This window comes from Ruegeria arenilitoris (genome assembly GCF_013032855.1).
Classification (GTDB): domain Bacteria; phylum Pseudomonadota; class Alphaproteobacteria; order Rhodobacterales; family Rhodobacteraceae; genus Ruegeria; species Ruegeria arenilitoris.
In genome coordinates, this window is sequence record NZ_WQDA01000001.1 from 803,978 (window position 1) to 828,765 (window position 24,788).

The 24,788-nt window shown below is 62.2% G+C and carries 18 protein-coding genes; 9 read left to right on the forward strand and 9 right to left on the reverse strand.

Annotation, left to right across the window (positions count from 1 at the left end; genetic code table 11):
• Positions 1–36: 36 nt before the first annotated feature.
• The 5 genes from GOW72_RS03870 to GOW72_RS03890 are packed head-to-tail and all read right to left on the reverse strand — an operon-like array spanning position 37 to position 7,254.
• Complete coding sequence (locus tag GOW72_RS03870; RefSeq protein ID WP_170365295.1) at positions 37–1,386, reverse strand: CoA transferase; 1,350 nt, start codon at positions 1,384–1,386, stop codon at positions 37–39.
• Positions 1,383–2,537, reverse strand: a complete 1,155-nt coding sequence (locus GOW72_RS03875; protein WP_170365297.1) for an ABC transporter permease — start codon at positions 2,535–2,537, stop codon at positions 1,383–1,385. The genes GOW72_RS03870 and GOW72_RS03875 overlap by 4 nt, the downstream gene beginning before the upstream one ends.
• The gene (locus tag GOW72_RS03880; protein ID WP_170365299.1) at positions 2,534–3,562 is read right to left on the reverse strand and encodes an ABC transporter permease; all 1,029 of its coding nucleotides are present in this window, start codon (positions 3,560–3,562) and stop codon (positions 2,534–2,536) included. The genes GOW72_RS03875 and GOW72_RS03880 overlap by 4 nt, the downstream gene beginning before the upstream one ends.
• Before the next feature lie 13 nt (positions 3,563–3,575).
• Complete coding sequence (locus GOW72_RS03885; RefSeq protein ID WP_170365301.1) at positions 3,576–5,489, reverse strand: ABC transporter substrate-binding protein; 1,914 nt, start codon at positions 5,487–5,489, stop codon at positions 3,576–3,578.
• Positions 5,482–7,254: an ABC transporter ATP-binding protein gene (locus GOW72_RS03890; RefSeq protein ID WP_170365303.1), complete on the reverse strand. Its 1,773-nt coding sequence runs from the start codon at positions 7,252–7,254 to the stop codon at positions 5,482–5,484. The genes GOW72_RS03885 and GOW72_RS03890 overlap by 8 nt, the downstream gene beginning before the upstream one ends.
• A gap of 231 nt (positions 7,255–7,485) precedes the next feature.
• Between GOW72_RS03890 and GOW72_RS03895 the strand changes: the two genes are divergently transcribed.
• From GOW72_RS03895 to GOW72_RS03925, 7 genes are all read left to right on the forward strand, one after another.
• Positions 7,486–7,983: a class I SAM-dependent methyltransferase gene (locus GOW72_RS03895; RefSeq protein ID WP_170340388.1), complete on the forward strand. Its 498-nt coding sequence runs from the start codon at positions 7,486–7,488 to the stop codon at positions 7,981–7,983.
• A 92-nt stretch (positions 7,984–8,075) separates the two neighbouring features.
• Positions 8,076–8,705 (forward strand): glutathione S-transferase family protein, encoded by a 630-nt coding sequence (locus tag GOW72_RS03900; RefSeq protein WP_170357059.1) that lies wholly within the window; start codon positions 8,076–8,078, stop codon positions 8,703–8,705.
• Positions 8,706–8,783: 78 nt separating this feature from the next.
• Positions 8,784–11,186: a GcvT family protein gene (locus GOW72_RS03905; RefSeq protein ID WP_170365305.1), complete on the forward strand. Its 2,403-nt coding sequence runs from the start codon at positions 8,784–8,786 to the stop codon at positions 11,184–11,186.
• 2 nt (positions 11,187–11,188) lie between these two features.
• Positions 11,189–12,733, forward strand: a complete 1,545-nt coding sequence (locus GOW72_RS03910; RefSeq protein ID WP_342355339.1) for a trimethylamine methyltransferase family protein — start codon at positions 11,189–11,191, stop codon at positions 12,731–12,733.
• A 1-nt stretch (position 12,734) separates the two neighbouring features.
• A complete protein-coding gene (locus GOW72_RS03915; RefSeq protein ID WP_170365307.1) occupies positions 12,735–13,421 on the forward strand; it encodes a TetR/AcrR family transcriptional regulator in 687 nt (228 codons plus the stop codon).
• Positions 13,408–14,712 (forward strand): NAD(P)/FAD-dependent oxidoreductase, encoded by a 1,305-nt coding sequence (locus GOW72_RS03920; RefSeq protein ID WP_170365309.1) that lies wholly within the window; start codon positions 13,408–13,410, stop codon positions 14,710–14,712. The genes GOW72_RS03915 and GOW72_RS03920 overlap by 14 nt, the downstream gene beginning before the upstream one ends.
• A 54-nt stretch (positions 14,713–14,766) precedes the next feature.
• A complete protein-coding gene (locus GOW72_RS03925) occupies positions 14,767–15,498 on the forward strand; it encodes a hypothetical protein (protein WP_170365311.1) in 732 nt (243 codons plus the stop codon).
• Here the strand turns inward: GOW72_RS03925 and GOW72_RS03930 are convergent.
• Positions 15,486–18,914, reverse strand: coding sequence for an indolepyruvate ferredoxin oxidoreductase family protein (locus tag GOW72_RS03930; protein WP_170365313.1), 3,429 nt, complete (start codon positions 18,912–18,914; stop codon positions 15,486–15,488). The two genes, GOW72_RS03925 and GOW72_RS03930, sit on opposite strands and share 13 nt — an antisense overlap.
• A gap of 139 nt (positions 18,915–19,053) precedes the next feature.
• Here GOW72_RS03930 and GOW72_RS03935 point away from each other — a divergent pair, with 139 nt between their 5' ends.
• On the forward strand, positions 19,054–19,515 hold the full coding sequence (locus GOW72_RS03935; protein WP_244952314.1) for an Lrp/AsnC family transcriptional regulator: 462 nt from the start codon (positions 19,054–19,056) through the stop codon (positions 19,513–19,515).
• Here GOW72_RS03935 and GOW72_RS03940 read toward each other — a convergent pair whose 3' ends face one another.
• Complete coding sequence (locus tag GOW72_RS03940; RefSeq protein ID WP_093964572.1) at positions 19,516–19,908, reverse strand: DUF3307 domain-containing protein; 393 nt, start codon at positions 19,906–19,908, stop codon at positions 19,516–19,518.
• 215 nt (positions 19,909–20,123) lie between these two features.
• On the opposite strand from GOW72_RS03940, the gene GOW72_RS03945 reads away from it, so the two are divergent.
• Positions 20,124–23,120 carry a cyclic nucleotide-binding domain-containing protein gene (locus GOW72_RS03945; RefSeq protein WP_170366023.1) on the forward strand — a complete coding sequence of 999 codons (2,997 nt, stop codon included), beginning with the start codon at positions 20,124–20,126 and terminating at the stop codon, positions 23,118–23,120.
• A 5-nt stretch (positions 23,121–23,125) separates the two neighbouring features.
• Here the strand turns inward: GOW72_RS03945 and GOW72_RS03950 are convergent, their stop codons facing one another.
• Entirely contained in the window at positions 23,126–23,413 is a 288-nt protein-coding gene (locus GOW72_RS03950) for an ArsR/SmtB family transcription factor (protein ID WP_170340532.1), read from the reverse strand.
• Positions 23,414–23,528: 115 nt separating this feature from the next.
• On the reverse strand, positions 23,529–24,761 hold the full coding sequence (locus tag GOW72_RS03955) for a mandelate racemase/muconate lactonizing enzyme family protein (protein ID WP_170365315.1): 1,233 nt from the start codon (positions 24,759–24,761) through the stop codon (positions 23,529–23,531).
• Positions 24,762–24,788: the final 27 nt, after the last annotated feature.

The window sequence follows — 24,788 nt, forward strand, 5'->3', positions numbered from 1 at the left end:
AGGGCCGCGCGTTCCGCGCGGCGGTCGGGCCTTTGTTCAAGTGGTTTGCCACGTGGGATCGGACGTGCCGAGCCGGGATGCCGGGATCGGCCAGTGCATCCGTGCCTCACCGACGCTCAGCGCGGGTTTCAGCCGTTTGCCGGGGCCCCAGCCGGACTCTTCTGATCGGGATGCGTAGTCCCCGGGTTCGGCAGCGGTGATCGGGTCGCCTGTCTCGGATTTCGCGAGGCTGGCCAGCAATTCGGCGGTGCGCGCCAGCGACAGGCGCCCATCCATGATCGAATGCCCCGAAGCCGCTTCTGTCAGGGCCGAGAGGACAGCGGCGGCCATCAAATAGCCGGTGGCATGGTCAAGTGCTTGAACTGGCAACGGAGTGGGTTTGTCGGCTCCGGCCCAAACGCGACCGGCGTCAGCGATCCCCGCGCTCATCTGGACGAGGCTGTCAAATCCGCGACGGGTGGCCCAAGGCCCCTGCCAACCATAGGCATCCAGCGTAACCTCGACCCGGTTTGGAGCGACCGTATCGCGCACCTCTTTGGTCAGGCCCAGAGCATCCAGCGCACCGGGGCGGTAGCCATGGACAAAGACATCCGCTTGCGCGAGCAGCTCTTGCAGCTTTTCCAGGCCAGCGGGTGGCTTGAGGTCCAGATACGCGCAGCGCTTGCCGAGCGAGATATCGGGGATCACGCCCGGCTCATCCCAACCCGGTGGGTCGATGCGCAGCACTTCGGCTCCGAACCCGGCCAGCGTGCGGGTGGAAACCGGGCCGGCCAGCACGCGCGTCATGTCGAGAACCCGAAGCCCGGCCAAAGGCCGATCCGCGCGCGCCTGAGGCCTGTCGCGCAGCGTGATCCGGCGTGGGCCGTGCCAGCCGATCAACGGATCCCGCGTCACGGCGCGGCCTTGAGGGTGGTCAAGCCACTCGGCCCGGCTGCGCATGGCGGCGGCAACACCACCCTGCGCCACGATATCCGTTTCAAGGTTCGAGACCGACCAGCTCTTGATGGCCTGCGTCACCGCCGCACGATTCCCCTCGGTCGCCAAAACCTTGAGGGCCGCTTCCCTATGGTGGGGGAGGTTGGTGTGCAACCTGATCCAGCCATCGGCCCCCCGGTAGTCGCCCGCGATCGGATCCCAGAGGCTTGGCATATCCCAGCCTTCGGGCTTGAACGAGTATCCGAACCACAGCGACGCGAGGCGGTGATCAACCATCGCATTGGGTGGGAGCGAGACAAGATTGGTGGCGTGCATGAACCGTCCAAGCTCGTGGCCCACGGCAGCAAAGCTGGCTGTTGCCAGCTCGGATACGGCAAAGGCGCTGGGAAGCGCACCGGAACCGGCGACCCGATAGGCCTCGGACGGTGGAAGCGAAGCCAGCAGGCTCATTGCTGATAAGGGTCCAGACTGTCGCGCAGCCCGTCACCCAGGAAATTGAAGGCCAGCACCACCACGATGATCGGTAGCATCGGGATGGCCGTCCACGGATAGATCTCGATCGAGGCGAGGTTTTGCGCGTCGTTCAGCATCACGCCCCAGCTGACCGCCGGTGCCCGTAGGCCGAGGCCAAGGAAGCTGAGCGCCGTTTCCCCCAGAATCATGGCGGGGATCGACAGCGTGGCCGAGGCAATCAGGTGAGACATGAAGTTCGGCAACAGGTGCTTGCGGATTACCCGGCCTGAACTGGCGCCCATCATCTCGGCGGCGCGCACATATTCTTCTTCGCGCAGCGACAGGAATTTGGCGCGCACGGATCGGGCCAGCCCTGGCCAGTCGAGGATGCCGAGGATGATCGAGATGATGAAGAACACGGCAACCGGCGACCAGTTCGACGGAACCGCGGCCGATAGTGCCAGCCACAGGGGGAGTTCGGGCAAAGACCGCAGGATTTCGATCACGCGGTTGATGACCCAGTCGATCCGCCCGCCGAAGTAGCCGGCCATAGACCCGAACAGGATGCCAAGGAAGAATGAGACCGAAATGCCTATCAGGCCCACGGTCAGCGAAAGCTGTGCGCCGTATAGAATGCGGCTGAAGATATCGCGGCCCAGCCGGTCCGAACCCCAGAGGAACAGTGTCGTGCCTTCCGGGGCGCAGAACAGATGCGTATTTGACCGGATGAGCCCGGCCAGCTTGTACTCGGATGCCTCGCAGAAGAACCGCACGGGTCGCGGATCCTCGGTGTCAGGGACGAATTTCCATTGGAACGTCTCGAGGTCGGCCTCGGCCACGATCGGGTAGACGAACGGCCCAATGAACTCGCCCTGGTGGAACCAGTTCACCGATTGGGGCGGTGCGTAGAGATGTTCTCCATTTCGTTCGTTCGGGCCATAAGGCGCGATGAACCCTGCAAACGGGAGCATCAGATAGCACAGCAGCAGAAAAATGCCCGATATCAGACCCAGCCGGTGTGTCTTGAACTTGCGCCAGACCAGAACCCAATTCGGGGCGTCCAGATCCCTGCGCTCCAATTGCTGCAAAGATGCTTCGGGATCAAACGGGGCGTCGTCGACAAAGCGACCGTCGGGAAGTTTGCTCATGCTTCGCGCCCCTCGTACCGGATACGCGGGTCAAGCATGACCAGCAGAATGTCGGAGATCATGGTGCCGATCAGCGTCAGCAGCGCCACGAACATCAGAATGAAGGCTGACAGGAACTGGTCCTGTGTCTTAAGCGCCGTCAGCAGCGTGGGGCCGATGGTCTGCAAACCCAGCACCACCGAAACCAGAACCGATCCCGACACCATCGAGGGCAGCAGGTTGCCGATGTCGGCCACGAAGGGGTTGAAGGCGACGCGCAGCGGGTACTTGGTCAGCATCCGCGACGGCGACATGCCCTTGGCTATAGCGGTTTCAACATATGGCTTGCCCAATTCGTCCAGCATGTTGGCGCGCAGGCGCTGCATCATGGCCGAGGCGCCCGAGGTGCCGATCACGAATGTGGGCACGATCAGATGAACCAGGATGGACTTCATCTTGTCCCAGCTCATGGGTTGCCCCTCATACACCGGGTCCATCAATCCGCCGATGGGCAAATCGAGGTAGCGGTGCCCGTAATAAAACAGGATGAGAGCCAGCAGAAAGTTGGGCGTCGCCAATCCCAGATACCCCACGAAGGCGGTCGAATAGTCCACCCAGGTCCGCGATTTGGCCGCCGCCATAACGCCCAGAGGCAAGGCCACGGCATAGACGAACAGGATCGCGGCAAGGTTCACGACCACGGTCAGCCACAGCGTGTCCCCGACGATGTCGGCAACCGGACGATCGAATTCGAAGGACCAGCCGTAGTTGCCCTGCAGCAACCCCTCAAACCCATGAGGGCCGGGAAAGAAGCCGACCCAGATCAGGTATTGTTCCCACATTGGGCGGTCCAGAGCGTATTCCTTTCGCAGGAATTCCGCCTTGGCCACACCGGCCGACTGCCCCGAAGACTGCAGCTCGGCAATCTGATTGCTGAGATAATCTCCTGGCGGCAGGTTGATGATCACGAAGATCAGCATCGATACCACCAACAGGGTCAGCAGCATCGTGAAAAAGCGATACACCGCGTAGCGGAGCATGATCATCTATCCGCTCCTGTCAGTCGGCGAAAAAGAATTCGTCTGGGCGGTGCACTCCGAAATGCGCGCCGGGTTCCCAGGCCCACATGGCCTGTTCGGGAACATTGCGCAGACGGTTTGAAACCACGATCGGCTGGGGCGCGCCGTTCAGAATTCCGATGCCATAGATCTGGTCGGCGTGTATCTTCAACATCTCCTCCCAGACCGCCCGGCGTTCATCCTCGGTTTTTGCAAGTTCCCAGATGTGGTTCAACTCCAGCAAACGCTGGGCTTCGGGCAGATCGGGCGGCTCGCCGGCTTCGCCGCCGGTTTGATAGTGCTGCCCCCATTTTGGCCAGGCCAGAAACACCTGGTCGGTCGGGGCCAGGTAAACCGGTGATGTATGCAGCTGCGGGATGCCATCATCCCAGCCATACCAGACCGAAGCCATCGTATTGCCGGCAAAAACACGGTTGCGCAGGATGTCGCGGTCAAGCGGACGCATGACCAGTTTCACCCCGATTTCCCGCCACGTATCAGTCACGATCTGCAGCGCGTTCTCGACCTCTTGGCGTTCCCCGGCCGTCTCGATCACCAGTTCCATGGGGCGGCCGTCCGGCAACAGGCGTATGCCGTTCTTGTCGCGCTGCGTCAGCCCGACCTCGTCCAGCAGGGCGTTGGCCTGTGCGACGTCGTATTGCGCCCAGGCCTGCGCATTCTCTTCACTGTAGAAGGGCGAGGCAGGCAAAACGGACATGGCGGCCGGATGCGCCAGTTTGAAATACAGCGCCTGGTTGATGGTCTGACGGTCGATGGCCAGCGAAAGAGCGCGACGGACACGGACATCGCGCAGCACATTGCGCCAGACCTCGTCTTCGAAATTCAGGTTGGGGTAGATCGCGATCTGTGACGCAACACCGGTTTTCCAGAGTAGCGTCTTGTAATTTCCGTTGGCTTCGCCCTTTTTCAGGATCGAGGCATCCCGAAAATCAAGCCCACGACCCTGCAGGTCGGTCTCACCGGCATTGGCCTTGGCCGCCACTAGGCCGGGAGCCACGATCTCCATCTCGACCACGTCGATGTATGGCAGTTGCAAACCCTTCGAGTCGATGCGGTGGTAATATGGGTTGCGGACGAAATTGTGCCGGATCTTCTTGCCCGAGCTTGCGTTCAGCCAAGGCTGCAGAGTGGGCAGTTCGTGATTGTCGTACTTGTAGAGGTTGTCCAGCTTGTTGTGCAGGGCGGCCCAGCTTTTGACACGTGCGTCGCTGACCTCGAAGTCCAGTTTTTCCTTGTCGGCATATTTCTCGTGATAACGCTTCAGGAACGCAGCAGGGCGGTAGATGAATGGCGGTCGCGCCTGCGCCAGTGAGGCCAGAAAGTTCGGGTTCGGGTCGTCCCATTCGTAGATCACCGTTGTTTCGTCCGGGAAAGTGACAGTGGGGAGCTTGCCCTCAACCCGCAGGAAATCAGGGGGGCCGGACGGGCTTAGAAGCTCGTTGTTGGCCACGTCTTCCCACCAGTATCGGAAGTCTTCCGAGGTGAACGGTGTGCCGTCCGACCATTTGTGTCCCTTGCGCAGGTGCAGAGTGTACTTGCGGTTTTCTTCGTTGTCGTAAGACGCCAGCAGATCGGGGACCAGATTGTACTGGGCATCGAAGCCCACCAGGCGGGCGTAGCCATAGACTACCATCTGCCGGATATCCTTGGACCGGGTGACCATCGTGCGCAGGGTTCCGCCTTGTTTGCCGAATTCGCGCCCCTTCGAAGACAGGTCGACGATCAGCGGTTCCTGCGGGATGCGATCTTGCACCGGGGGCAGGTTTCCGATGTCCACCTCGGCTTTCCAGAACGTGCTTTCCTGCAGGTCGGGAAGGGTGTCGGCCCAGGCGGGCAGCGCCGCGCCCAGCGTCAGCGCGGCGACCAGAAACTTGAATCGAGTGGTCTTAAACATGGCAACGTACCTTATGGCCGGGCTCCATTTCCACGAGTGAAGGTATCATGGTGTCAGAGAATCTAAAGGCGTCATCCCAACTGTCCGGAGACCCGGCGCCAAGGGCGACCAGCTTCAGATCGATGGGACGATTGATATCGGGTTCGGGTTGTGCGGCAATCAGAGCCTTGGTGTAGGGGTGGCGCGGGTTGTAGAACAACGTCTCGGGTGGAGCCTGTTCGACGACCAGCCCCTGGCGCATGACAGCGACCTCGTCCGCGATACGGGCGACCACGGCCAGATCGTGAGAAATGAAAAGATAGGACAGGTTCAGACTGTCCTGCAGTCTTTCCAGAAGGGTCAGGATCTGTTCCTGGACCGAAACATCCAAAGCCGATGTAGGCTCATCGCAGACGATCAGGGAGGGATCCAGCATCATCGCACGGGCGATTGACAGGCGTTGGCGTTGCCCGCCGGAAAAAGCGTGGGGGTAGCGTTTGAGCATCCCGGCGTTTAGTCCCACACGCTCAAGCATTTCAGCGGCCTTGTCGCGGCGCTCGGACGTCGTGCCGATATTGTGGATCTCCAGCGGTTCGGTCATCGCATCCTGAATGCGCATGCGCGGGCTCAGAGAACTGTAGGGATCCTGAAACACCATCTGAGCCTTGCGCTGAAACGCCGTGCGCTCCTCGCGGGTCATCTGGTGGACACGTATCGGGTCTTCGCCCGGCGCGGCGCGAAAAAGCACTTCGCCGCCCGGGTCTGGCAGCTCGGCCCCCAGCGCAATCCGGGCCGCGGTGGTCTTGCCCGATCCGCTTTCACCGACGACGGCCAGCGTCTTGCCGCGGGCCAGTTTCAGGTCGACGCCCCGGCAGGCATAAATCAGCTTGTCCGCTTTCCAACCGCGCGACGACCGCATCGTGTAGGTCTTGCACACATCCTTCATGTCGAGGATCAGATCCTCGTTCGGCATCGGGATTCCCACGGCTTCCTTGTCCGGGATCTCGGGTGCCGCATCAAACAGCTGGCGGGTATAGGGATGGGCCGGAGCATTCAGGATCAGCTCGGCCGAACCCGCCTCCATCACCCGGCCTTTGTGCATAACGACGACGTGTTCGGCCATATTGGCGACCACGCCCAGGTCGTGCGTCACCAAAACCAGCGCCATTCCAGTTTCTTTCTGTAGATCCTTGATAAGGCCCAGCACCTGAGCCTGGGTCGTCACATCCAGTGCAGTTGTTGGTTCGTCGGCAATCAGCAGTTCCGGTTTGGACACCATCGCCATCGCGATCATCGCGCGTTGACGCATCCCACCCGAAAGTTCGAAGGGATACGAGTCATAGGCACGCGCCGGATCGGGAAAGCCCACGCGTTCGAACTGCGACAGCACTTCCTTGCGAGCCTCAGACTCGGAGGCGCCCCGATGGAGCCACAGAACCTCGCTGACCTGGTTGCCGATCTTGTGCAACGGAGACAGAGACCGCATAGGTTCTTGAAAGATCATCGAAATTCGATTTCCGCGGATGCCACGCATCTCACGTTCGGAGATTTCGGACAGCGCGACGCTGCCTTTGGAGGTGTTCAGCTGCATTACGCCGCTGCGGATCTGGGCCGTTCTGGGCAGAATGCGCAGTACCGCCCGGCAAGAGATCGTCTTGCCCGACCCGGATTCCCCGACCAATGCCAGCGTTTGCCCGGCCTCGACATCGAAATTCACATCTCTGACGACGGGCTCCCCGGCGCCGAAACCGATGCTCAGGTCTCGGACAGATAACAAGGCCGTCATGCGGGCTTTCCACCCGTGTGGCCACCACGTGACATTGGTTTTGAACTCCCTGGTTTTTTTGTCGCAGTTTCGCGCGCTTGGGGGCGACTAGTCAAATACCTTCTTGGGCTGAAATGTCGCGGAAACGTGACGAACAGTGCATTGTGCCTACACAAAGTCTTGAGTTTTTGTCATCAAAGCCGCGATTGGCCGCGATCGGTGGTCTTTAAAGTATCAGGGAGATATTTCGCAATGTCCGACGCGCAAAGCCGACTGGATCTGTTCATTGATCGCATGGTCTCGCAGCGGGCATGTCTGGATTTCGCGATTGCCGACACGGCCGATTTGGCCGGTCCGGTGTTCGAACTGGGTCTGGGAAACGGGCGCACCTATCATCACATGATGAACCGGGTCCGCAACCGACCCGTCTATGTGTTCGAACGCGCGGTGGCCTCGCACCCCGATTCCACCCCGCCCGAAGATCGTCTGATCCTGGGCGACGTGCGCGAGACTCTGCCCGCCGCGCTGGATCGGTTCGGCGCGACCGCCAGCCTGATCCATGCCGATCTGGGCGGTCACAACCGCGAAAAGAACGATGCCTTCGCCCGCTTCGTTTCACCGCTGATCGAACCGCTGCTGGCCGAGGGCGGGCTGATGGTCTCGAGCGACCGGATGTATTTCGAGACGCTCACGGAGCAGACCCTTCCCGCAGATGCGGTTCCGGGTCGCTGCTTTATCTACCGGCGCTGAGCGGCGTTCCGCAGGGTCACTTTGCGCGGGGACTCGATCCCGGCACGGCGGGCGGTCTAACCTACGCGTGACGTTCACGCAAAGGACCGCCCATGCTGTTTTACGATTGCTCGACCGCCCCGAACCCGCGCCGTGCCCGGATGTTCATCGCCGAAAAGGGGCTGCAGATCGAAACCCGCGACATCTCGATCGCCAAGGGCGAGCAAATGAGCGAGGCGTTCCGAAAGGTGAACCCCCGCGCCACCATTCCGGTTCTGGTTACCGACGAGGGGACCGTTCTGACCGAGAACCTCGGCATCGCTGCCTATCTCGAGGCGCGCTTCCCTGAGCCTCCGTTGATGGGGCGGACACCGGACGAGAAAGGGCTGGTGCTGATGTGGAACGCGATCGTCGAGCAACAGGGCGGGGCGCCCATCGCAGACGCGCTGCGCAACACGCATCCGGCCTTCAAGGACCGCGCCATCCCCGGACCGCAGAACCACGCGCAGATCCCGGAACTGGCCGAACGCGGCCTCGCGCGCGTCGGAGCGTTCTTCGACCTGCTCGAAGAACGTCTGCAAGACAGCGCCTTCATCGCGGGCGAGGCGTTCTCGCTGGCCGATATCTCGACCTTCGTGTTCGTGGATTTCGCCCGTGTCATCAAGATGCGCATCCCCGAGGGCAACACGGCAACCCGGGCCTGGTTCGACAGCGTGCAGGCGCGACCCAGCGCCAGCGCCTGACAGCACTGTACAGAAATGTCTAGACAGAAGTGAACAGTGCCCCTAGCGTCCTTTGGGAATCGTCCAGGGGAGGTCGGGATGAAATCGCAGTATCGCGTTGTAGTCATCGGGGGTGGCGTCGTCGGCGCCTCGGTTCTGTATCATCTGGCCAAGTTCGGCTGGCCGGATGTGGTTATGCTGGAACGCCGGCGGCTGGCTTCGGGGTCGTCTTGGCACGCGGCGGGGGGCATCCACGCGCTGAACGCCGATCCGAACATGGCGGCGCTGCAGGCCTACACGATCGACTTGCTGAGCGAGATCGAGAAGGAATCGGGCCAGAATATCGGCCTGCACATGACCGGCGGCCTGACGCTGGCCGGAACCCCCGAACGGTGGGAGTGGTTGCAGGCGAACTACCGCATCTTTCAGTCCATTGGCATCGACGACTGCGAATTGCTGAGCCCGGAAGAGGCGCAGAAACGCTGCCCGATCATGTCCACCGACGGCATTCTGGGCGCGATGTGGGCCGACCGGGAGGGCTACATCGACACCACCGGCACCGTGCAGGCCTATGCCACCGCAGCCAAAAAACGCGGAGCGGAATACTACGAGGAAACCAAGGTCGAGGAACTGATCCAGACAGCCGATGGCTGGCAGGTGGTGACCGACCGGGGCACGATCACCTGCGAACATGTGGTCAACGCCGCCGGCCTGTGGGCCAAGCAGGTCGGGCGCATGGCGGGGGTCGAACTGCCGGTGTCGCCACTGAAGCACCATTACCTGATCACCGACACGGTGCCCGAGGTCGCGGCAGCCGAGTTCGAGATGCCGATGACCGTGGATCTGGAGGGCTTCACATACATGCGGCAGGACCAGAAGGGCGTTCTGGTCGGCATCTACGAAGTCGATCACGAGCACTGGGCCATGGACGGCGCGCCGTGGAATTATGGCGAGGAGCTGTTTCAGGAACAGCTGGACCGCATTGAGAACGAGCTGATGCTGGGCTTCGAACGCTACCCGGCGATCCAGAACGTGGGCATCAAGACATGGGTGAACGGTGCCTTCACCTTCTCGCCTGACGGCAACCCTCTGGTCGGTCCTGTACCGGGCAAGCGCGGCTATTGGACTGCCTGTGCGGTGATGGCCGGGTTCCTGCAGGGGGGCGGCGTCGGCAAGACGCTGGCCGAATGGATGATCCATGGCGAGCCCGAGGCCGACGCCTGGCCGATGGACGTGGCGCGCTATGGCGACTTTGCCCAGAACAAGCGCTACATCCGCGAGACGACGGGCCAGTTCTATTCACGCCGTTTCGTGATGACCTATCCGAACGAGCAACTGCCCGCCGGACGCCCGTTGAAAATGTCGCCGGCCCATGACGCGATGACCGAAGCGGGTTGCAAATGGGGGGTCAGTTGGGATCTCGAGGTGCCGCTCTATTTCGCGCCCAAAGGGTTTGAGGAAACGCCGACCCTGAAGCGCTCGAACGCCTTCGACATCGTGGCCGAGGAATGCCGCACCATCCGCGAAGGCGTGGGCCTGATGGACATCACCGGGTTCTCACGGTTCGAGGTTTCGGGGCCCAATGCGGAAATCTGGCTCAACAAGGTGATGGCCTCGAAACTGCCGGGACCGGGCCGCGCGAAACTGGCGCCGATGCTGGGCGAGAACGGGCGGCTCAAGGGCGACCTGACGGTGCTGAACTGGGGCGACGGCACCTGGTGGATCATGGGCAGCTATTACCTGCGGGCCTGGCACATGCGCTGGTTCGACGATCACATGATCGATGGCGTACAGGTGCGCGACCTCGGCGAGGAGGCCTGCGGCTTTGCCGTGGTTGGCCCGAAATCACAGGCGGTGGTCGAGAAACTGGCCGAACAGGATATCTCAACCCTGAAATTCATGGGCTGCGGTGACTACGACATCGGCCTCGTGCGCGCCCGGGTGGCCCGCATGTCGGTCACTGGCGAAAAGGGTTATGAGATCAACTGCCGGTATGGCGACCACATCGCCCTGCGCCGCGCGCTGCTCGAGGCCGGAGCCAGCGAAGGCATCCGCGAATGCGGCTTCAACGCGATGCTGTCCACGCGACTTGAGAAAAGCTTTGGCATCTGGTCGGCCGAGTTCACCCAGGCCTACACCCCCGGCATGACCGGCATGGACCGCTGGATCGACTGGGACAAGGATTTCGTAGGCAAGGACGCGGCACTGGCCGAGCGTGAGGGCAACGGCCCGGCGCAGGTTCAAGTCACGCTCGAGGTGGACGCGCTGGATGCGGATGCCAGCGGGTACGAGCCGGTCTGGGCGGGCGACCAGCGCGTGGGTTTCGTGACCTCGGGCGGGTATGGCCACTATATCGGCAAGTCGCTGGCCATGGCGCTGGTGGACCGCGACAAGGCGCAGCCGGGTACCGAACTGTCGGTACATGTGGTCGGGGTCGAGCGGCCCGCGCGGGTGATCGCGCCGTCTCCCTACGACCCCGAGGGCAAGGCGATGCGGGGCTGATCGTGGCGGCGCGGGGCAGGGATCGGCGACGGCGGGGCAGGGGCGCGGAGGCCGCACCTGCGACCCGGCGGGACGTGAATTATCGCCAGTTGCGTAACCCGTTTCCGGTGATGGAGGCCTTTCCGGCCGACCAGATCGCCGACATGCACGAAACCGCGCTGCGCACGCTGGAGGAACTGGGCGTCAAGGTCCTGCTGCCCGAGGCGCGGCGCCTCTTTGCCGCTGCAGGCGCGCGGGTGGATGAAGCCAGCGAGATGGTGTTCATCGGCCGCGATCTGGTCGAGGCCTCAGTGGCCTCGGCCCCGAAATCCATCGCCTGCCGGGCCGGGGCGCGGCATCGCGACTTTACGCTGGAGCTGGGCAGCCTTGTCTTCCAGCCCGGCGCAGGGGCGCCCAATGCCACCGATCTGGAACGCGGCCGCCGCCCGGCCAGCGGGCAGGATTACTTGGAGTTCCTGAAGCTCACCCATCATTTCGACGTGTTCCAAATGATCTCGCCGCAGGTCGAGCCGCAGGACGTGCCGACCCACCTGCGCCACTATTTCACCACGCAGGCACAGATGGAGCTTACCGACAAGTTCCCGTTCTTCTTCTCGCGCGGGACGCCGCAGTTGATGGACTGTTTCCAGATGCTGGCCGTCGCCCGCGGTCTGTCCGATGACGAGTTCCACGCCCGGCCGCATTGCTACACGATCATCAACACCAACAGCCCGCGCACGCTGGACATTCCGATGGCGCAGGGGCTGATCGATTTCGCCCGTCATGGGCAGATGTCGATCATCACGCCGTTCACGCTGATGGGGGCGATGGCGCCGATCACGGTTGCGGGCGCGATCACCCTGTCCCATGCCGAGGCGCTGGCCGCCCTGACCCTGACCCAACTGGCAAAACCCGGCGCGCCGGTCTGCTATGGCACCTTCACCAGTAACGTGGACATGAAATCCGGCGCCCCGGCCTTTGGCACGCCCTCGCATTTCCAGGCCTCGCTGGCGGCGGGACAACTGGCGCGGTATCTGGGCCTGCCGTGGCGGTCGGCGGCCGGGTCGGCTTCGAACGCCAATGACGTGCAGGCCGCTAATGAAAATCAGTTTGGGCTGTGGGGTTGCCTGATGGCGGGGGCCACGGTGATCATCCATTCGGCCGGGTGGCTGGAAGGGGGGCTGACCGTGTCCTTCGAAAAGCTGGTCTGCGATGCCGAGGTGCTGAACATGGTAGCCGAGCTGTGCGCAGGGGCTCAGGCGGGTTCGGCTGAGATCGGGTTCGACACTGCGCTGTGCGAGGTCGAGCCCGGCGGCCATTTCTTTGCCGCCAGCCAGACGATGGAGCGCTACACCACCGAATTCTACGAACCGCACCTGCATGACTATGCCAATTTCGGCACCTGGACCGAACGCGGATCGGTCGATGCGAACCACCGGGCCACTGCGGTTTGGCGCAACATCCTGAACAATTTCGAACCACCCACGCAGGACCAGCCCGGGCTGGAGGCCATGCGTGATTTCATCGCCCGCCGAACCGCCGAGGGCGGCGCGCCGCCGGAGAGTTGAGATGAACAGCAAACCCATCCTGCATCGTGACGACCCCAAGGCCGAGCCGCTTGTCGGCAACGTTAAGGTCACGCGCGACGACTGGTTGAACGTGGCGATGGACGTGCTGATCTCGGACGGGGTCGAGCAGGTCAAGGTGCTGAACCTTGCCGAGCGCATGGCGGTATCGCGGTCGTCCTTCTACTGGTACTTCAAATCCCGGCAGCAGCTGCTGGATGCGCTGCTGGATCACTGGCAAGCCACCAACACCGCCGCCCTGATCGCGCAGGCCGAAGCCCCGGCCGAGTCCATCACCGCTGCCGTCTGCAACGTGCATCGCTGCGTGGTCAACACCGCCCTGTTCGACACGGCGCTGGACTTTGCCGTGCGCGACTGGGCGCGGCGGTCGGGCAAGGTGCGGCGGATGCTGGACCAGTCCGATGCCCGCCGCCTGGCCGCGCTGCGGGCCATGTTCGCCCGACATGGCTATGAGGCGGTCGAGGCCGAAACCCGTGCGCGCGTGCTGTACTACATGCAGATCGGCTATGATCTGGCGCAGTTGAACGAGCCGTTGGCCATGCGCCTGTCTCTGGTGCCGCACTACCTGTACGTCTTTACCGGGGTCGAACCGCGGCCCGAGGAAATCGAGGAATTCAGCGCCTATGCCAAGCGCTGTTGGGAGGGAGGATCAAGCCATGAGCCAGCCTGACGCAATCATCATCGGAACCGGCGTGATCGGCGCGGCCATCGCGTTCGAGATGGCCAAGGGCGGCTGGAAGACCATGTCGCTGGACCGCAACGCGCAGGTGGGGCACGGCTCGACCGCCGGGTCCTGCGCGATCATCCGGATGCACTATTCAACCTTCGACGGCACCGCCTTTGCGTGGGAGGGCTATCATTGCTGGCGCGACTGGGCGGACTATCTGGGCCTGCCCGACGGAACCGATCTGGCGCAATTCCGCGAGACGGGCTGCTTGGTCATGAAGACCGAGTCCAACGGCCACCTGTCAAAGCACATGAAATACAGCGCCGAGTTGGATTGCCCTTTTGAGGAATGGTCGGCCGAACAGATTCTCGACCGCCTGCCGATCTATTCTCTGGACAGTTTTGCCCCGGCCAAACGGATGGACGATCCAGCCTTTGGTCAGCCCAATGGCAGCAGGATGCAGGGGGCGGTGTTCTGGCCCAAGGCCGGTTATGTCACAGACCCGGCCCTGTCCGCGCAGAACCTGATGCAAGCGGCCACGCAGCGCGGCGCGCAGGTGCGGACCGGGGCCGAGGTCGTCGAAATTCTGCAGGAAGGTGGCAGAGTCAAAGGCGTCAGGCTGGCCTCGGGCGAAGAGATTTACGCGCCGGCGGTGATCAACGTGGCCGGGCCGGGATCGTCGATCATCAACCGCATGGCGGGTGTGCTGGACGACATGACCATCGAAACCCGCCCGCTGCGGCAGGAGGTGGTCCACGTTCCCGCGCCGGAAGGGTTCGATTTCGAGCGTCAGGGAACCATCGTATCGGACGGCGATATCGCCTGCTACTGCCGGCCGGAACATGGCAACCATATCCTGATCGGCTCGGAAGACCCGGACTGCGACCCGCATCAGTGGTGCGAGGACGATGTGCACTACAACCACGACTTCACCGACCAGTGGACGACGCAGGCTATGCGATACGCGCAGCGCGTTCCCAGCCTGGGCATTCCGTCCAGAACGCGGGGAGTGGTCGATCTGTACGACGCCTCGACCGACTGGATCCCGATCTATGACAAGTCCAGCCTGCCAGGGTTTTACATGGCCTGCGGCACCAGCGGGAACCAGTACAAGAACGCGCCGATCGCGGGCAAGATGATGGCCGCGTTGGTCGAGTATTGCGAGGGCGGGGCGGATCACGACGCCCAGCCCCTGCAGTTCGAGCTGCCCCATATCAAACGCACCATCGACGCGGGCTTTTACTCCCGCAAGCGACCCATCAACGAGGAAAGCAGTTTTTCCGTCCTTGGCTAGCCAAGCCGGACAAATGCGCTAGCTCTCTGGAAACACTGAGAAAGGGCGGGCGCGATGGCGGAGAATGACACCAAAGTTCTGATCTTGGGAAGTGCGCCCGCAGCGCTGGCGGCACGGGAATGGGCGCGTGGGCCGTTCACTCACATCGTGGTCATCAACAACGCCTGGCGCATCCGCGAAGATTGGGATTTCCTGATCCATCCCGAGGATTTTCCGGCCGAGAACCGTCCCGACTGTCTGACAGCGACACAGCGCATCGTGACGGCGCAGGATTATGTCCCGATCCAGAACGCGTATGGCGGTTTCGTCTATGCCGGAGGCACCATGGCCTTTACCGCCGGGTACTGGGCGCTGGGCGCTCTCAAACCATCGGTGATTGCCTTCTTTGGCTGCGACATGGTCTATCCGCGCTCGGGCAATACCCATTTCTACGGCCAGGGAACGGCCGATCCCTTGCGTGCCGACGTCACTCTGCGTTCGCTCGAGGCGAAATCGGCACGGCTGGCGCTGCTGGCGGCGCGTCAGGATTGCAACGTGGTGCGGTTGTCCGTTGGACCCAGCCGGCTGGTCTATCCGTCCGTCTCTCATACCGAAAAGATCCCCAAGGCCCGGCCGCGCACTGAACACGTCGATGCTCTGCTGCAGGCCGAGTACGAGGCGGGCTACATGGTGCCATCCGGCCGGTATTGGGAGGTCGAAGACCGGTTCAATCCAGCCGTTGTCGACCGGCTGGATGCGGCTTGGCTTGCGGCCTACAAAGCCTCGGCGCTGGATCAGGCGGCCTGAGCGCGCGGCGCGCGCAACAAGTCATCGACCTTTCGTCTGGCGGTCTCGGCCGCTTTTATCCGAACCGGGCCGTAACCGCGGATCTCGTCAGCGCAGGACAGGATGCTTTGCCACGTTTCGGTATCCCGATCCCCGTACTCTGCCACAAGGCGGTCCAACAGCCCCTGGTACCAATTCAGCAGATCGCGGTGCAGGCGCGCTTCGGCATGATAGCCAAACGGATTGAGAGCTGTTCCGCGCAGTGCCCGCATCTTTGACAGGCCCCGCAGAACCGGCTGCATCCAAGGTCCGAACGCCTTTTTCAGCGGTCGGCCCCGGGCATCCGTTTTGCGGCTCAGCAGGGGCGGAGCCATGTGGAAACGGACCGCAAAATCGCCCTCGAACTGGTTGGCCAGTTCCTTTGCGAAATGGTCCGAAGTCATCAGCCGCGCGACTTCGAACTCATCTTTGTAGGACATCAAGCGGAACAGGTTGCGAGCGACGCTGCGCAGCAGGGTCTCGTCAGCCTGTGGCAGCGCCGAGCGGAGGGTGGCGATACGATCGGCGTAGGCCTGCGCGTATTTCGCGTTTTGATACTCGGTCAGGTAGGCGGTGCGGCGCGCAATCATCTGATCCAGAGTTTCTTTCGAACCAACGTCGTCGGAAGGCAGCGCCAGACTGTCCGGACGAACCGCCATGTTGCGCCCGATTGCAAAAGCCAGACGGTTCTTCTCGACAGCGACGCCGTTCAGCAGAATCGCCTGACCCAGCGCGACTTGCGATACCGGCACAAGACTGTGCTGCCACGCAAAACCCAGCATGATCGCATTGGCAAACACGGCATCACCCAGCAGGGTTTCCGCCACGACGTTGGCGTCGAAACCGAACAGGTTTTCCGCCCCGACCACGTTCTGAATGGCCTGTTCACGGGCATTTACCTGCAACTGAGCATCGCGGCGCAGAACGATATCGCCGGTCGGCATTTCCGCCCGGTTCAGGACCACGCGCGTACCCTTGCGGTAATGCGCCGAGGCTTTGGGGGCTGAACTGACGACGACGTCGCAACCAATCACCGCATCGGCCGCGCCCTGATCAATGCGGACCTGGTTCAATGCGTTTGGAGAGTCGCCCAAACGGATATAGCTGAGAACGGTTCCGAATTTCTGTGCAAAGCCTGTGAAATCCAGGACCGAGGCGCCTTTCCCCTCGAGATGGGCCGCCATCGTGATCAGCGCCCCCACCGTTACCACACCCGTGCCGCCCACGCCGGTAACCAGCAGCTCGAACGGCTTGTCCAGGCGGGGCAGGGCAGGGTCGGGCAGCCCGCCCTCAAGTGTTGCCAGATCCAGCTTTGCCATGCGTTTGCGGCGTTCGCCGCCTTCGATGGTCACGAAGCTGGGGCAGAATCCGTTGAGGCACGAGAAATCCTTGTTGCACGAGCTCAAATTGATCTTGCGCTTGCGGCCCAGCGGGGTTTCGCGCGGCTCGACGCTCAGGCAGTTGGATTCGACCGAGCAGTCGCCACAGCCCTCGCAGACCAGATCGTTGATCCAGACGAACCGCTTGGGGTCCTCCATCGTGCCGCGCTTGCGGCGGCGGCGCTTTTCGGTGGCGCAGGTCTGTTCATAGATCAGAACGGTGACGCCCGGGATCTCGCGCAGTTCGCGTTGCAGGCTGTCCAGTTCGGCCCGGTCGTGGAAGGTTGTCTGCGCCGGAAAATCCGCGTGGTGGAATTTCGAGATATCGTCAGACACGACGGCGATCCGTTCCACGCCCTCGGCGCGGCAGGTCTGGGCGATGCCGGCCACGCTGACCGGGCCGTCCACCGGCTGGCCGCCGGTCATGGCCACGGCGTCGTTGTAGAGGATCTTGTAGGTGATGTTGGTCCCGGCCGCGACCGCCTGCCGGATCGCCAGCGAGCCCGAGTGATACCAGGTGCCCTCGCCGAGATTTTGGAAGATGTGCTTGCCGCCGTTGAACTTGGACGCCACCACATGCGGCACGCCCTCGCCGCCCATCTGGGCATAGCCGACGGTGTGGCGATCCATCCACGAAGCCATTACGTGGCAGCCGATGCCACTGGCCGCGATCGAGCCGCCGGGCACTTTGGTCGAGGTGTTGTGCGGGCAGCCCGAGCAGAAATAGGGCGTGCGGGTCGCGCCGGACACGTTGATCAGTTGCGGCGGCCGGTCCGTCAGCGCCTTGGCTTTGGCGGGCAGGTCTTGCTCGGGGAAGAACCGGTGCAGGCGGTCGGCCACGATGGGCACCAGCATCAGCGGGCTGAGTTCACCCGTCCAGGGGATCAGCGGCTCGCCGTGGCTGTCGTATTTGCCCACCATCTTGTGCGGCTTGTCGCCGGGCCAGTCATAGAAATACTCCTTGAACTGGCTTTCGATGATGCCGCGCTTTTCCTCGACGACCAGAACCTCGGCCTTGCCCTTCACGAAGCGCAGCGCGTTGCGCCGCGCCAACGGCCACACCATGCCGACCTTGTAGATGTCGATGCCCAGACGGCGGCAGGCGGCCTCGTCCAGCCCCAGCAGGCGCAGCGCCTCCATCAGGTCCAGATGCGCCTTGCCGGTGGTGACGAAGCCGAACTTGGCGTGGTCGAGGTCATAGATGCACCGGTCGATCGGATTGGCCTCGGCAAAGGCGCGCACGGCGCGCAGCTTGTGCTGGATGCGGGTCTCGATCTCGGGCGAGGGCAGGTCGGCGGCGCGCACGTGCAACCCGCCGGAGGGCAGGTCGATCTCGGGCAGGATGAACTGTCGGTCGGGGCGCAGCTCGACCGAGCGGGCGCTTTCGACGGTCTCCGAGATCGCCTTGAACCCGACCCAGGTGCCGGAAAACCGCGACAGCGCAAAGCCGTATTCGCCGAATTCCAGATATTCCTCAACCGAGGCGGGGTTCAGCGTAGGCATGAACCATGCCATGAAGGCCACGTCGGACTGGTGCGGCATGGAGGAGCTGACGCAGCCGTGGTCGTCACCGGCCACGACCAGCACGCCGCCCTTAGGCGCCGAGCCATAGGCATTGCCGTGCTTCAGCGCATCGCCCGAGCGGTCGACGCCCGGCCCCTTGCCGTACCACATCGAAAAGATGCCTTCGAATTCGCACAGCGGGTCCAGCGTCGCCTGCTGCGCGCCCAGAACGGCGGTTGCGCCCAAATCTTCGTTCACGGCGGGCATAAACGTAATGCGGTCGGATTTCAGCCGTTCGCGCGCGCGCCACAGCTCCAGGTCCAGCCCGCCCAAGGGCGAGCCGCGATAGCCCGAGACGAACCCGCCCGTGTTCAGCCCTGCATCGCGGTCGCGCCGCGCCTGATCCATCAGGATGCGCGCCAGCGCCTGCGTGCCGGTCAGGAACACGCGACCCTCGGTCTGTTCGTACCGGTCTGTGAGTTGATAAGTGCGAAGAGTGCTGTCGTGGCGGCTCATGGCTTGGACCTGGATTGGCTTTGAGATTGAACAACTGTAGTTCGGTATTTGCGAAATGTTGTGCCAATGGGTCCGCAAGCTTGATATCATTTCGAAAAAGTTTGCCGATAAACCCTAAGAGGACGAAAAGGTTTACCAAATGATGCAGCTGGACGACAGAGATCGCCGGATTCTGACTCTGCTACAAAGGGACAGCCGTGTGTCGAATGCGGACCTTGCCGATGCGGTCGGTATGTCGACCTCGGCCCTTTGGAGACGGGTGCGCGCATTGGAAGAGGCCGGGATCATTGAACGCTACGGCGCAGTTGTGAACCCGGTCGCGCTGGGGTTGGGGTTCGAGGCGATCGTACATGTGCATCTGACGCGGCATGATCCCGACAAGATCGTGGAGTTCATCCGGGCAATCGAAACCTGCAAGGAAGTTCAGGAATGTTTCGCAACGACCGGTCAGGCAGACTATCACCTGCGAGTGCAGTGTCCCGATCTTGCCGCCTACAACGTCTTTTTGGAGAGGTTTCTGTTTCGCTTGCCGGCCGTCGCAAGTGCACAGACGAATGTGGTTCTGCGCGCGGTCAAACGCAATCGTTCGGTCGAGTTCTGACTACCGCGCGACGAATTCAACCCAGGCCCAGGCCATCGCGATGTAAGTGAGGTTGTGCAGGCATTGATCCAGACCGGCGGCCCGCCAAAAGGCGGCCTGATCAGGTTGCAATTGTTTCTTGTCGGAATAGCTGGCTTTGGCGAAATCGATATTGAAATGCACGATCCACTCAAGCGCACCGATGATCAGAATGAACGAAAGCGGCGCGCCGAATATCAGGAAAACCACGACTGAACCCACAACATGCACCGCAGCATGCTGTGCGCGCCCGACATGCAGGTACTCCCCCCGCCCAGACAGCATCTTGGGCGTTTGAAGGTAGAAATCGGCAAACATGTGTTTGATCTGCAGTGCACACAGCAGAAGCAACACAGTGCCAAGTGTAGCAGGCAAAAACTACCCTCCCGATATCGTCCTGACCTTCAGACTAAGGGCTATGAGACAGGATCGCAAATGAACTAGTTCACACAAGTCGAAATAGTTTTCGCCTTGGAAACCATTTGCCTATCCAAGCGCGATTGCAGTACCGTCGTGCTGCTTTGAGTGCGGCAGGATCGCTGCAAAACAGTTTCGGGTCACTAGTAGGGGCAGGGGCCATAGAACGTTCAATTTTTGGATTTATTTGGAAGTATTCCAAGCGTGATCAGCTTGTTCTGCTGGCCGTGACGGCAACTTTGTTCCCGCTGCTGTACCTGACGCTTGAATTGCCCAAACGCATCATCAACGACGCAATCGGCGCCTCCAGCGAGATCGTGGATGTCTGGGGATACAGTCTGTCGCAGACGACGTTTCTGGTAATTTTGTGCTTCGCCTTTTTGGCGGCGGTGTTGGCGCATGGTTTGATGAAGATGCGCATCAACACGATGAAAGGCGTTCTCAGCGAACGAATGCTGCGCCGGTTCAGATACCAGTTGATCAATCGCGCACTGTTGTTTCCTCAACCCTATTTCGAGCGCGTCAGTCAGGGCGAACTGGTCTCGATGATCACCGCCGAAAGCGAGCCGATGGGCGGGCTGATGGGCGATGCGATCAGCCAGCCTGTCCTTCAGGCGGGGCAGATGCTGACAATCCTGTCCTTTCTATTCCTGCAAAGCGTCTGGTTCGGATTGGCTGCTGTCGCGCTGATCCCATTGCAGGCCTGGCTGATCCCGCGATTGCAGCGCCAGATCAACCTGTTGAACAAGCGCCGGATCCAAGAGGTGCGCGTACTGGCGGCTCAGATCGGCGAGAATGCAGCAGGCGCGGCAACCCTGCGGCAGAACGGCGGCTGGCGCCATCGCCGAGCGCTGATTTCAGATCAACTGTCCCGGCTGTTCAGCATCCGGTTCGAGATCTACCAGAAAAAATTCTTCATGAAGTTCATCAACAACTTCATCTCTCAGTTGACTCCGTTCCTGTTCTACCTGGTCGGTGGTTTGCTGGTTTTGCAGGGGTCAGTTTCGCTCGGTGCTCTCGTGGCCGCGCTCGCTGCCTACAAGGACCTCAGCTCGCCCTGGAAGGAGCTGCTGACCTATTACAACCAGACACAGGACATGTCTCTGCGTTGGGAGGTGGTCATCGAACGGTTCGCCCCGAGCGGCATGCTGGATGAAACCCTGTTCGAAGGCGAGCCCGACAGCCGACCGCACCTGAATGGCCCGATCGAGTTGGAGCAGGTCTCGGTGCGTGATCTGGATGGCAATCAGGTTCTGGATGATCTGAACCTGACCTTCCCTGCCGGCAAGACCATAGGGATCGCGGCCCCCAGCGAAGAGGACCGCCGGGCCCTGGCGGATCTATTGACCCGGGAGATCCTGCCAAGTTCGGGCCGGGTCGAAATCGGGGGTGTTAACCTGTCCTCGCTGCACCAGGCCGTCGTGGCGGCCCGGATCGGTCATGCCACATCGCGACCGGTGATGTTCCAGGGAACCGTTGGCGGCAACGTGATGATGCCGATGCAGCTCAGGCCTCTGACCGCTCCACCGGAGGACGCGGACCACCTTGAAACGCTGCGTGCGGGCAACAGCCCCGATCCCTTCCGGGCCACTTGGCTGGACCCTTCCCTGGCCGGGTTCGAAACGGCCGAGCAGCTGCGCGATTGGTGGTTGAAGCTGATCGACGGACTGGGCTCCGGGCCCACCTTGTTCCAACGCGGGGCCGAGTTGGGTTTCGATCCTGAAAAACACCCCGACCTTGCTGCCAAGCTGATCGAGCTGCGGCCCTTAGTGCAGGACGCCGTCAAAAAGGCCGGTCTGGAGTCGCAAGCCCTGATTTTCGACCGCATGACGTACAACGCTGCGCTGCCCGTTGCCGAAAACCTGCTGTTTGCTGTGCCACGCGTGCAGGTGACTCAAGAGTTGCTGGCCCGGCAGACCGTTTTCCTGGGGCAGTTGCGCGAGTTGGGTCTGGATGAAACACTGGTCGGCCTGACACGTGACGTGATCGAAATGCTGCGTCAGATCTTTGGTCTGGACGGGACGGATCACCCGTTGTTCCGCAAGCTGGGTCTCGAGGCCGCCACCTACGAAGCCGCTGTCGACCTGGTAGAGAGGACCCGGGAAACCGGCGCATCGGGGTTGGACGATGACCAGTTGGCCAGCCTGCTGGCCGTGCCTTTCGTGATCTCGGCCGAACAGATTGGGCCGGCCTTTTCCGAAGAGCTCAAGAACCGCATCCTCGAACTGCGGCACAGCCATTCCGACAAGTTGATGGAGCGCCTGAACGACGTGTTCGAGCCGCTGGACCCGGCCACCTTTGCGCCCGGATTGACGGTTATGGAGAATGCGCTGTTCGGCAAGGTCAGCCAGATCGGGGGCGCGCGGTCGGACGAGGTTCGGAAAGTGATCGCAGACGTGCTGACCGAAAACGGAGCCCGTCCGCTGGTGGTTGAGCTGATCTACGATGTACCGGTCGCGCTGGGCGGGCAGAACCTGCCGGCCGCGCTGGCCGAGCCTTTGGCCTTCACCCGCGCGACAATCAAGAAGCCGGATATCCTTATACTGGAAAACGCGCTGGCGAGTTATGGCATGGACACGCAGGTGGCTGTGTTCAGAAACCTGCGAGAGCTGCTTCCGGACGCCACGATCATCTACCTGAACGAACAGTTCAAGAACCCCGGCGCTTTCGACATGTTCGTCGAGATCCGACAGGGGCGCGTAGTGTCCGATCAGGTTCCGTCGGATGTCGAAGGTGACAGTGCAGCCTCGGCGGACCTCACGCGAAAGCTGCGTGCCTTGGAACAGACGCCGCTGTTTTCGGGGCTGGATCGTCGTCAGTTGCGGCTGCTGGCCTTTGGTGCGCGCTGGTACGAGGCAAAGGCCGGCGAAGTCGTGTTCCTCAAGGATGACCAGCCGACCGATGGTGCCTACATGATCATCGACGGCGAAGCGGGTCTGTACCTGCCGCAGCCGCCCGAGGAGGATCGGCTGGTGACCCGCGTCGGCAGCGGCACCCTGGTGGGCGAACTGGGCTTGATCCGCAAAGAGCCCCGTGCACTCAGCATGGTGGCCGAAACCGATCTGACCTGCCTGCGTATCGGCGAGGAAGAGTTCCTGGCCGTGGTGGAAAACGATGCTGCGACCGCGTTCAAGCTGTTGCAGGTGATCGCAGGCTATGTATCACGCTGACAGGTTCAGGCCTGCGGGCTACAGAACAGGGAATGCATCAACTCGATCACCTGCTTGGCTTTGCCGTCACGCAGCGAATAGTAGATCGTCTTGCCCTCTCGGCGGGTTGAAACCAGGCCTTCGGTTCGCAGACGCGCCAGCATCTGGCTGACCGCGGCCTGGCGCAACTTGAGCAAGGCTTCAAGCTCGCCCACCGAGCGTTCTCCGGCCGCGAGATGGCACAGGATCATCAAGCGGCCCTGATGCGCCAGCGTCTTGAGGAAAGCCGCTGCTTGCGCGGCGCTTTCCTCCATTTCCGAGGGCAATTCGGATTGTGGGGTCGTCAATTCGGCGTCAGTGAAAGTCACGTGGTACCTTGGGGATGGAAATAAGGGGTAGACGCAGTATGCACCAACTTGTCTGAAATTGTCATCCCTCGGTTGCCGGGGCCCCGCCCTGAAACGCATTGCCGTTGACATAGTCGCAGGGGGCTTCCTGCATCTGCAGGTGCAGACCGTCGCCGGAATAGGGGTGGGCACGGGCCAGTTCCTCGTCGACCTCGATGCCCAGGCCGGGGGCCGAAGGCGGCTCGACAAAGCCGTTATCGACCCGGATCGAGCCCTTGATCAGCTGGTCATGAAACGGCGTTTCGATGGTCTCGAGCAGCAAAAGGTTCGGGATCGAGGCCGCGAGATGGATGTTCGCGGCCCATTCCACCGGCCCGGCATAGAGATGCGGCGCCATCTGCGCATTGAAGACCTCGGCCATGGCGGCGACCTTCTTCATCTCCCAGATACCACCGGCCCGGCCCAAGGCGGGCTGCAGGATCTCGGCCGCGCCGGCGCGCAGAACCACGCCGAATTCGGCCTTGGTGGTCATCCGCTCGCCCGTGGCCACGGGGATGCGGACACTGCGGGCGACGCGCGCCATGTCCTCGATCATGTCCGGGGGGGTGGGCTCTTCGAACCACAGCGGCGAATAAGGCTCGATTGCCTGCCCAAGACGGATGGCGCCCGCGGTGTTGAACTGGCCATGGGTGCCGAACAGCAGGTCGGCCTTGTCGCCCACGGCGTCACGGATCGCCTTGCAGAAGGCCACCGACATCGAGATGTCGGACATGGCCGGCATATGTCCTCCACGCATCGTGTAGGGGCCGGCGGGGTCGAACTTGACCGCGGTGAAGCCGCGCCGGACCATTTCGGCGGCGCTTTCCCCGGCCTGTTCGGGCGAGGTCCAGAAATCGGTCAAGTTGTGTTGGGGCAGCGGGTAGAGATAGGTGTAGGCGCGGATGCGGTCGTTCATCCGGCCGCCGATCAGAGCGTATACCGGGCGGTCCCGGTCCTTGCCCAGAATGTCCCAACACGCGATTTCCAGCCCCGAAAATGCGCCCATCACCGTCAGGTCGGGGCGCTGGGTGAAGCCGCTGGAATAGGCGCGGCGGAACATCAGCTCGATATTCTCGGGGTTTTCGCCGGCCATGTGGCGGTCGAAGACGTCACGGATGACGTGTTTCATTGCCTCGGGACCGACCGAGGAGGCATAACACTCGCCCCAGCCGGTGATGCCGGTATCGGTGGTGACCTTCACCAGAATCCAATAGCGCCCGCCCCAGCCCGGCGCGGGCGGAGCGGTCACGATGATGTCGAGATCCTGCAGTTTCATCCGGTCTCCTCCCGCCGGTGGTCCGGG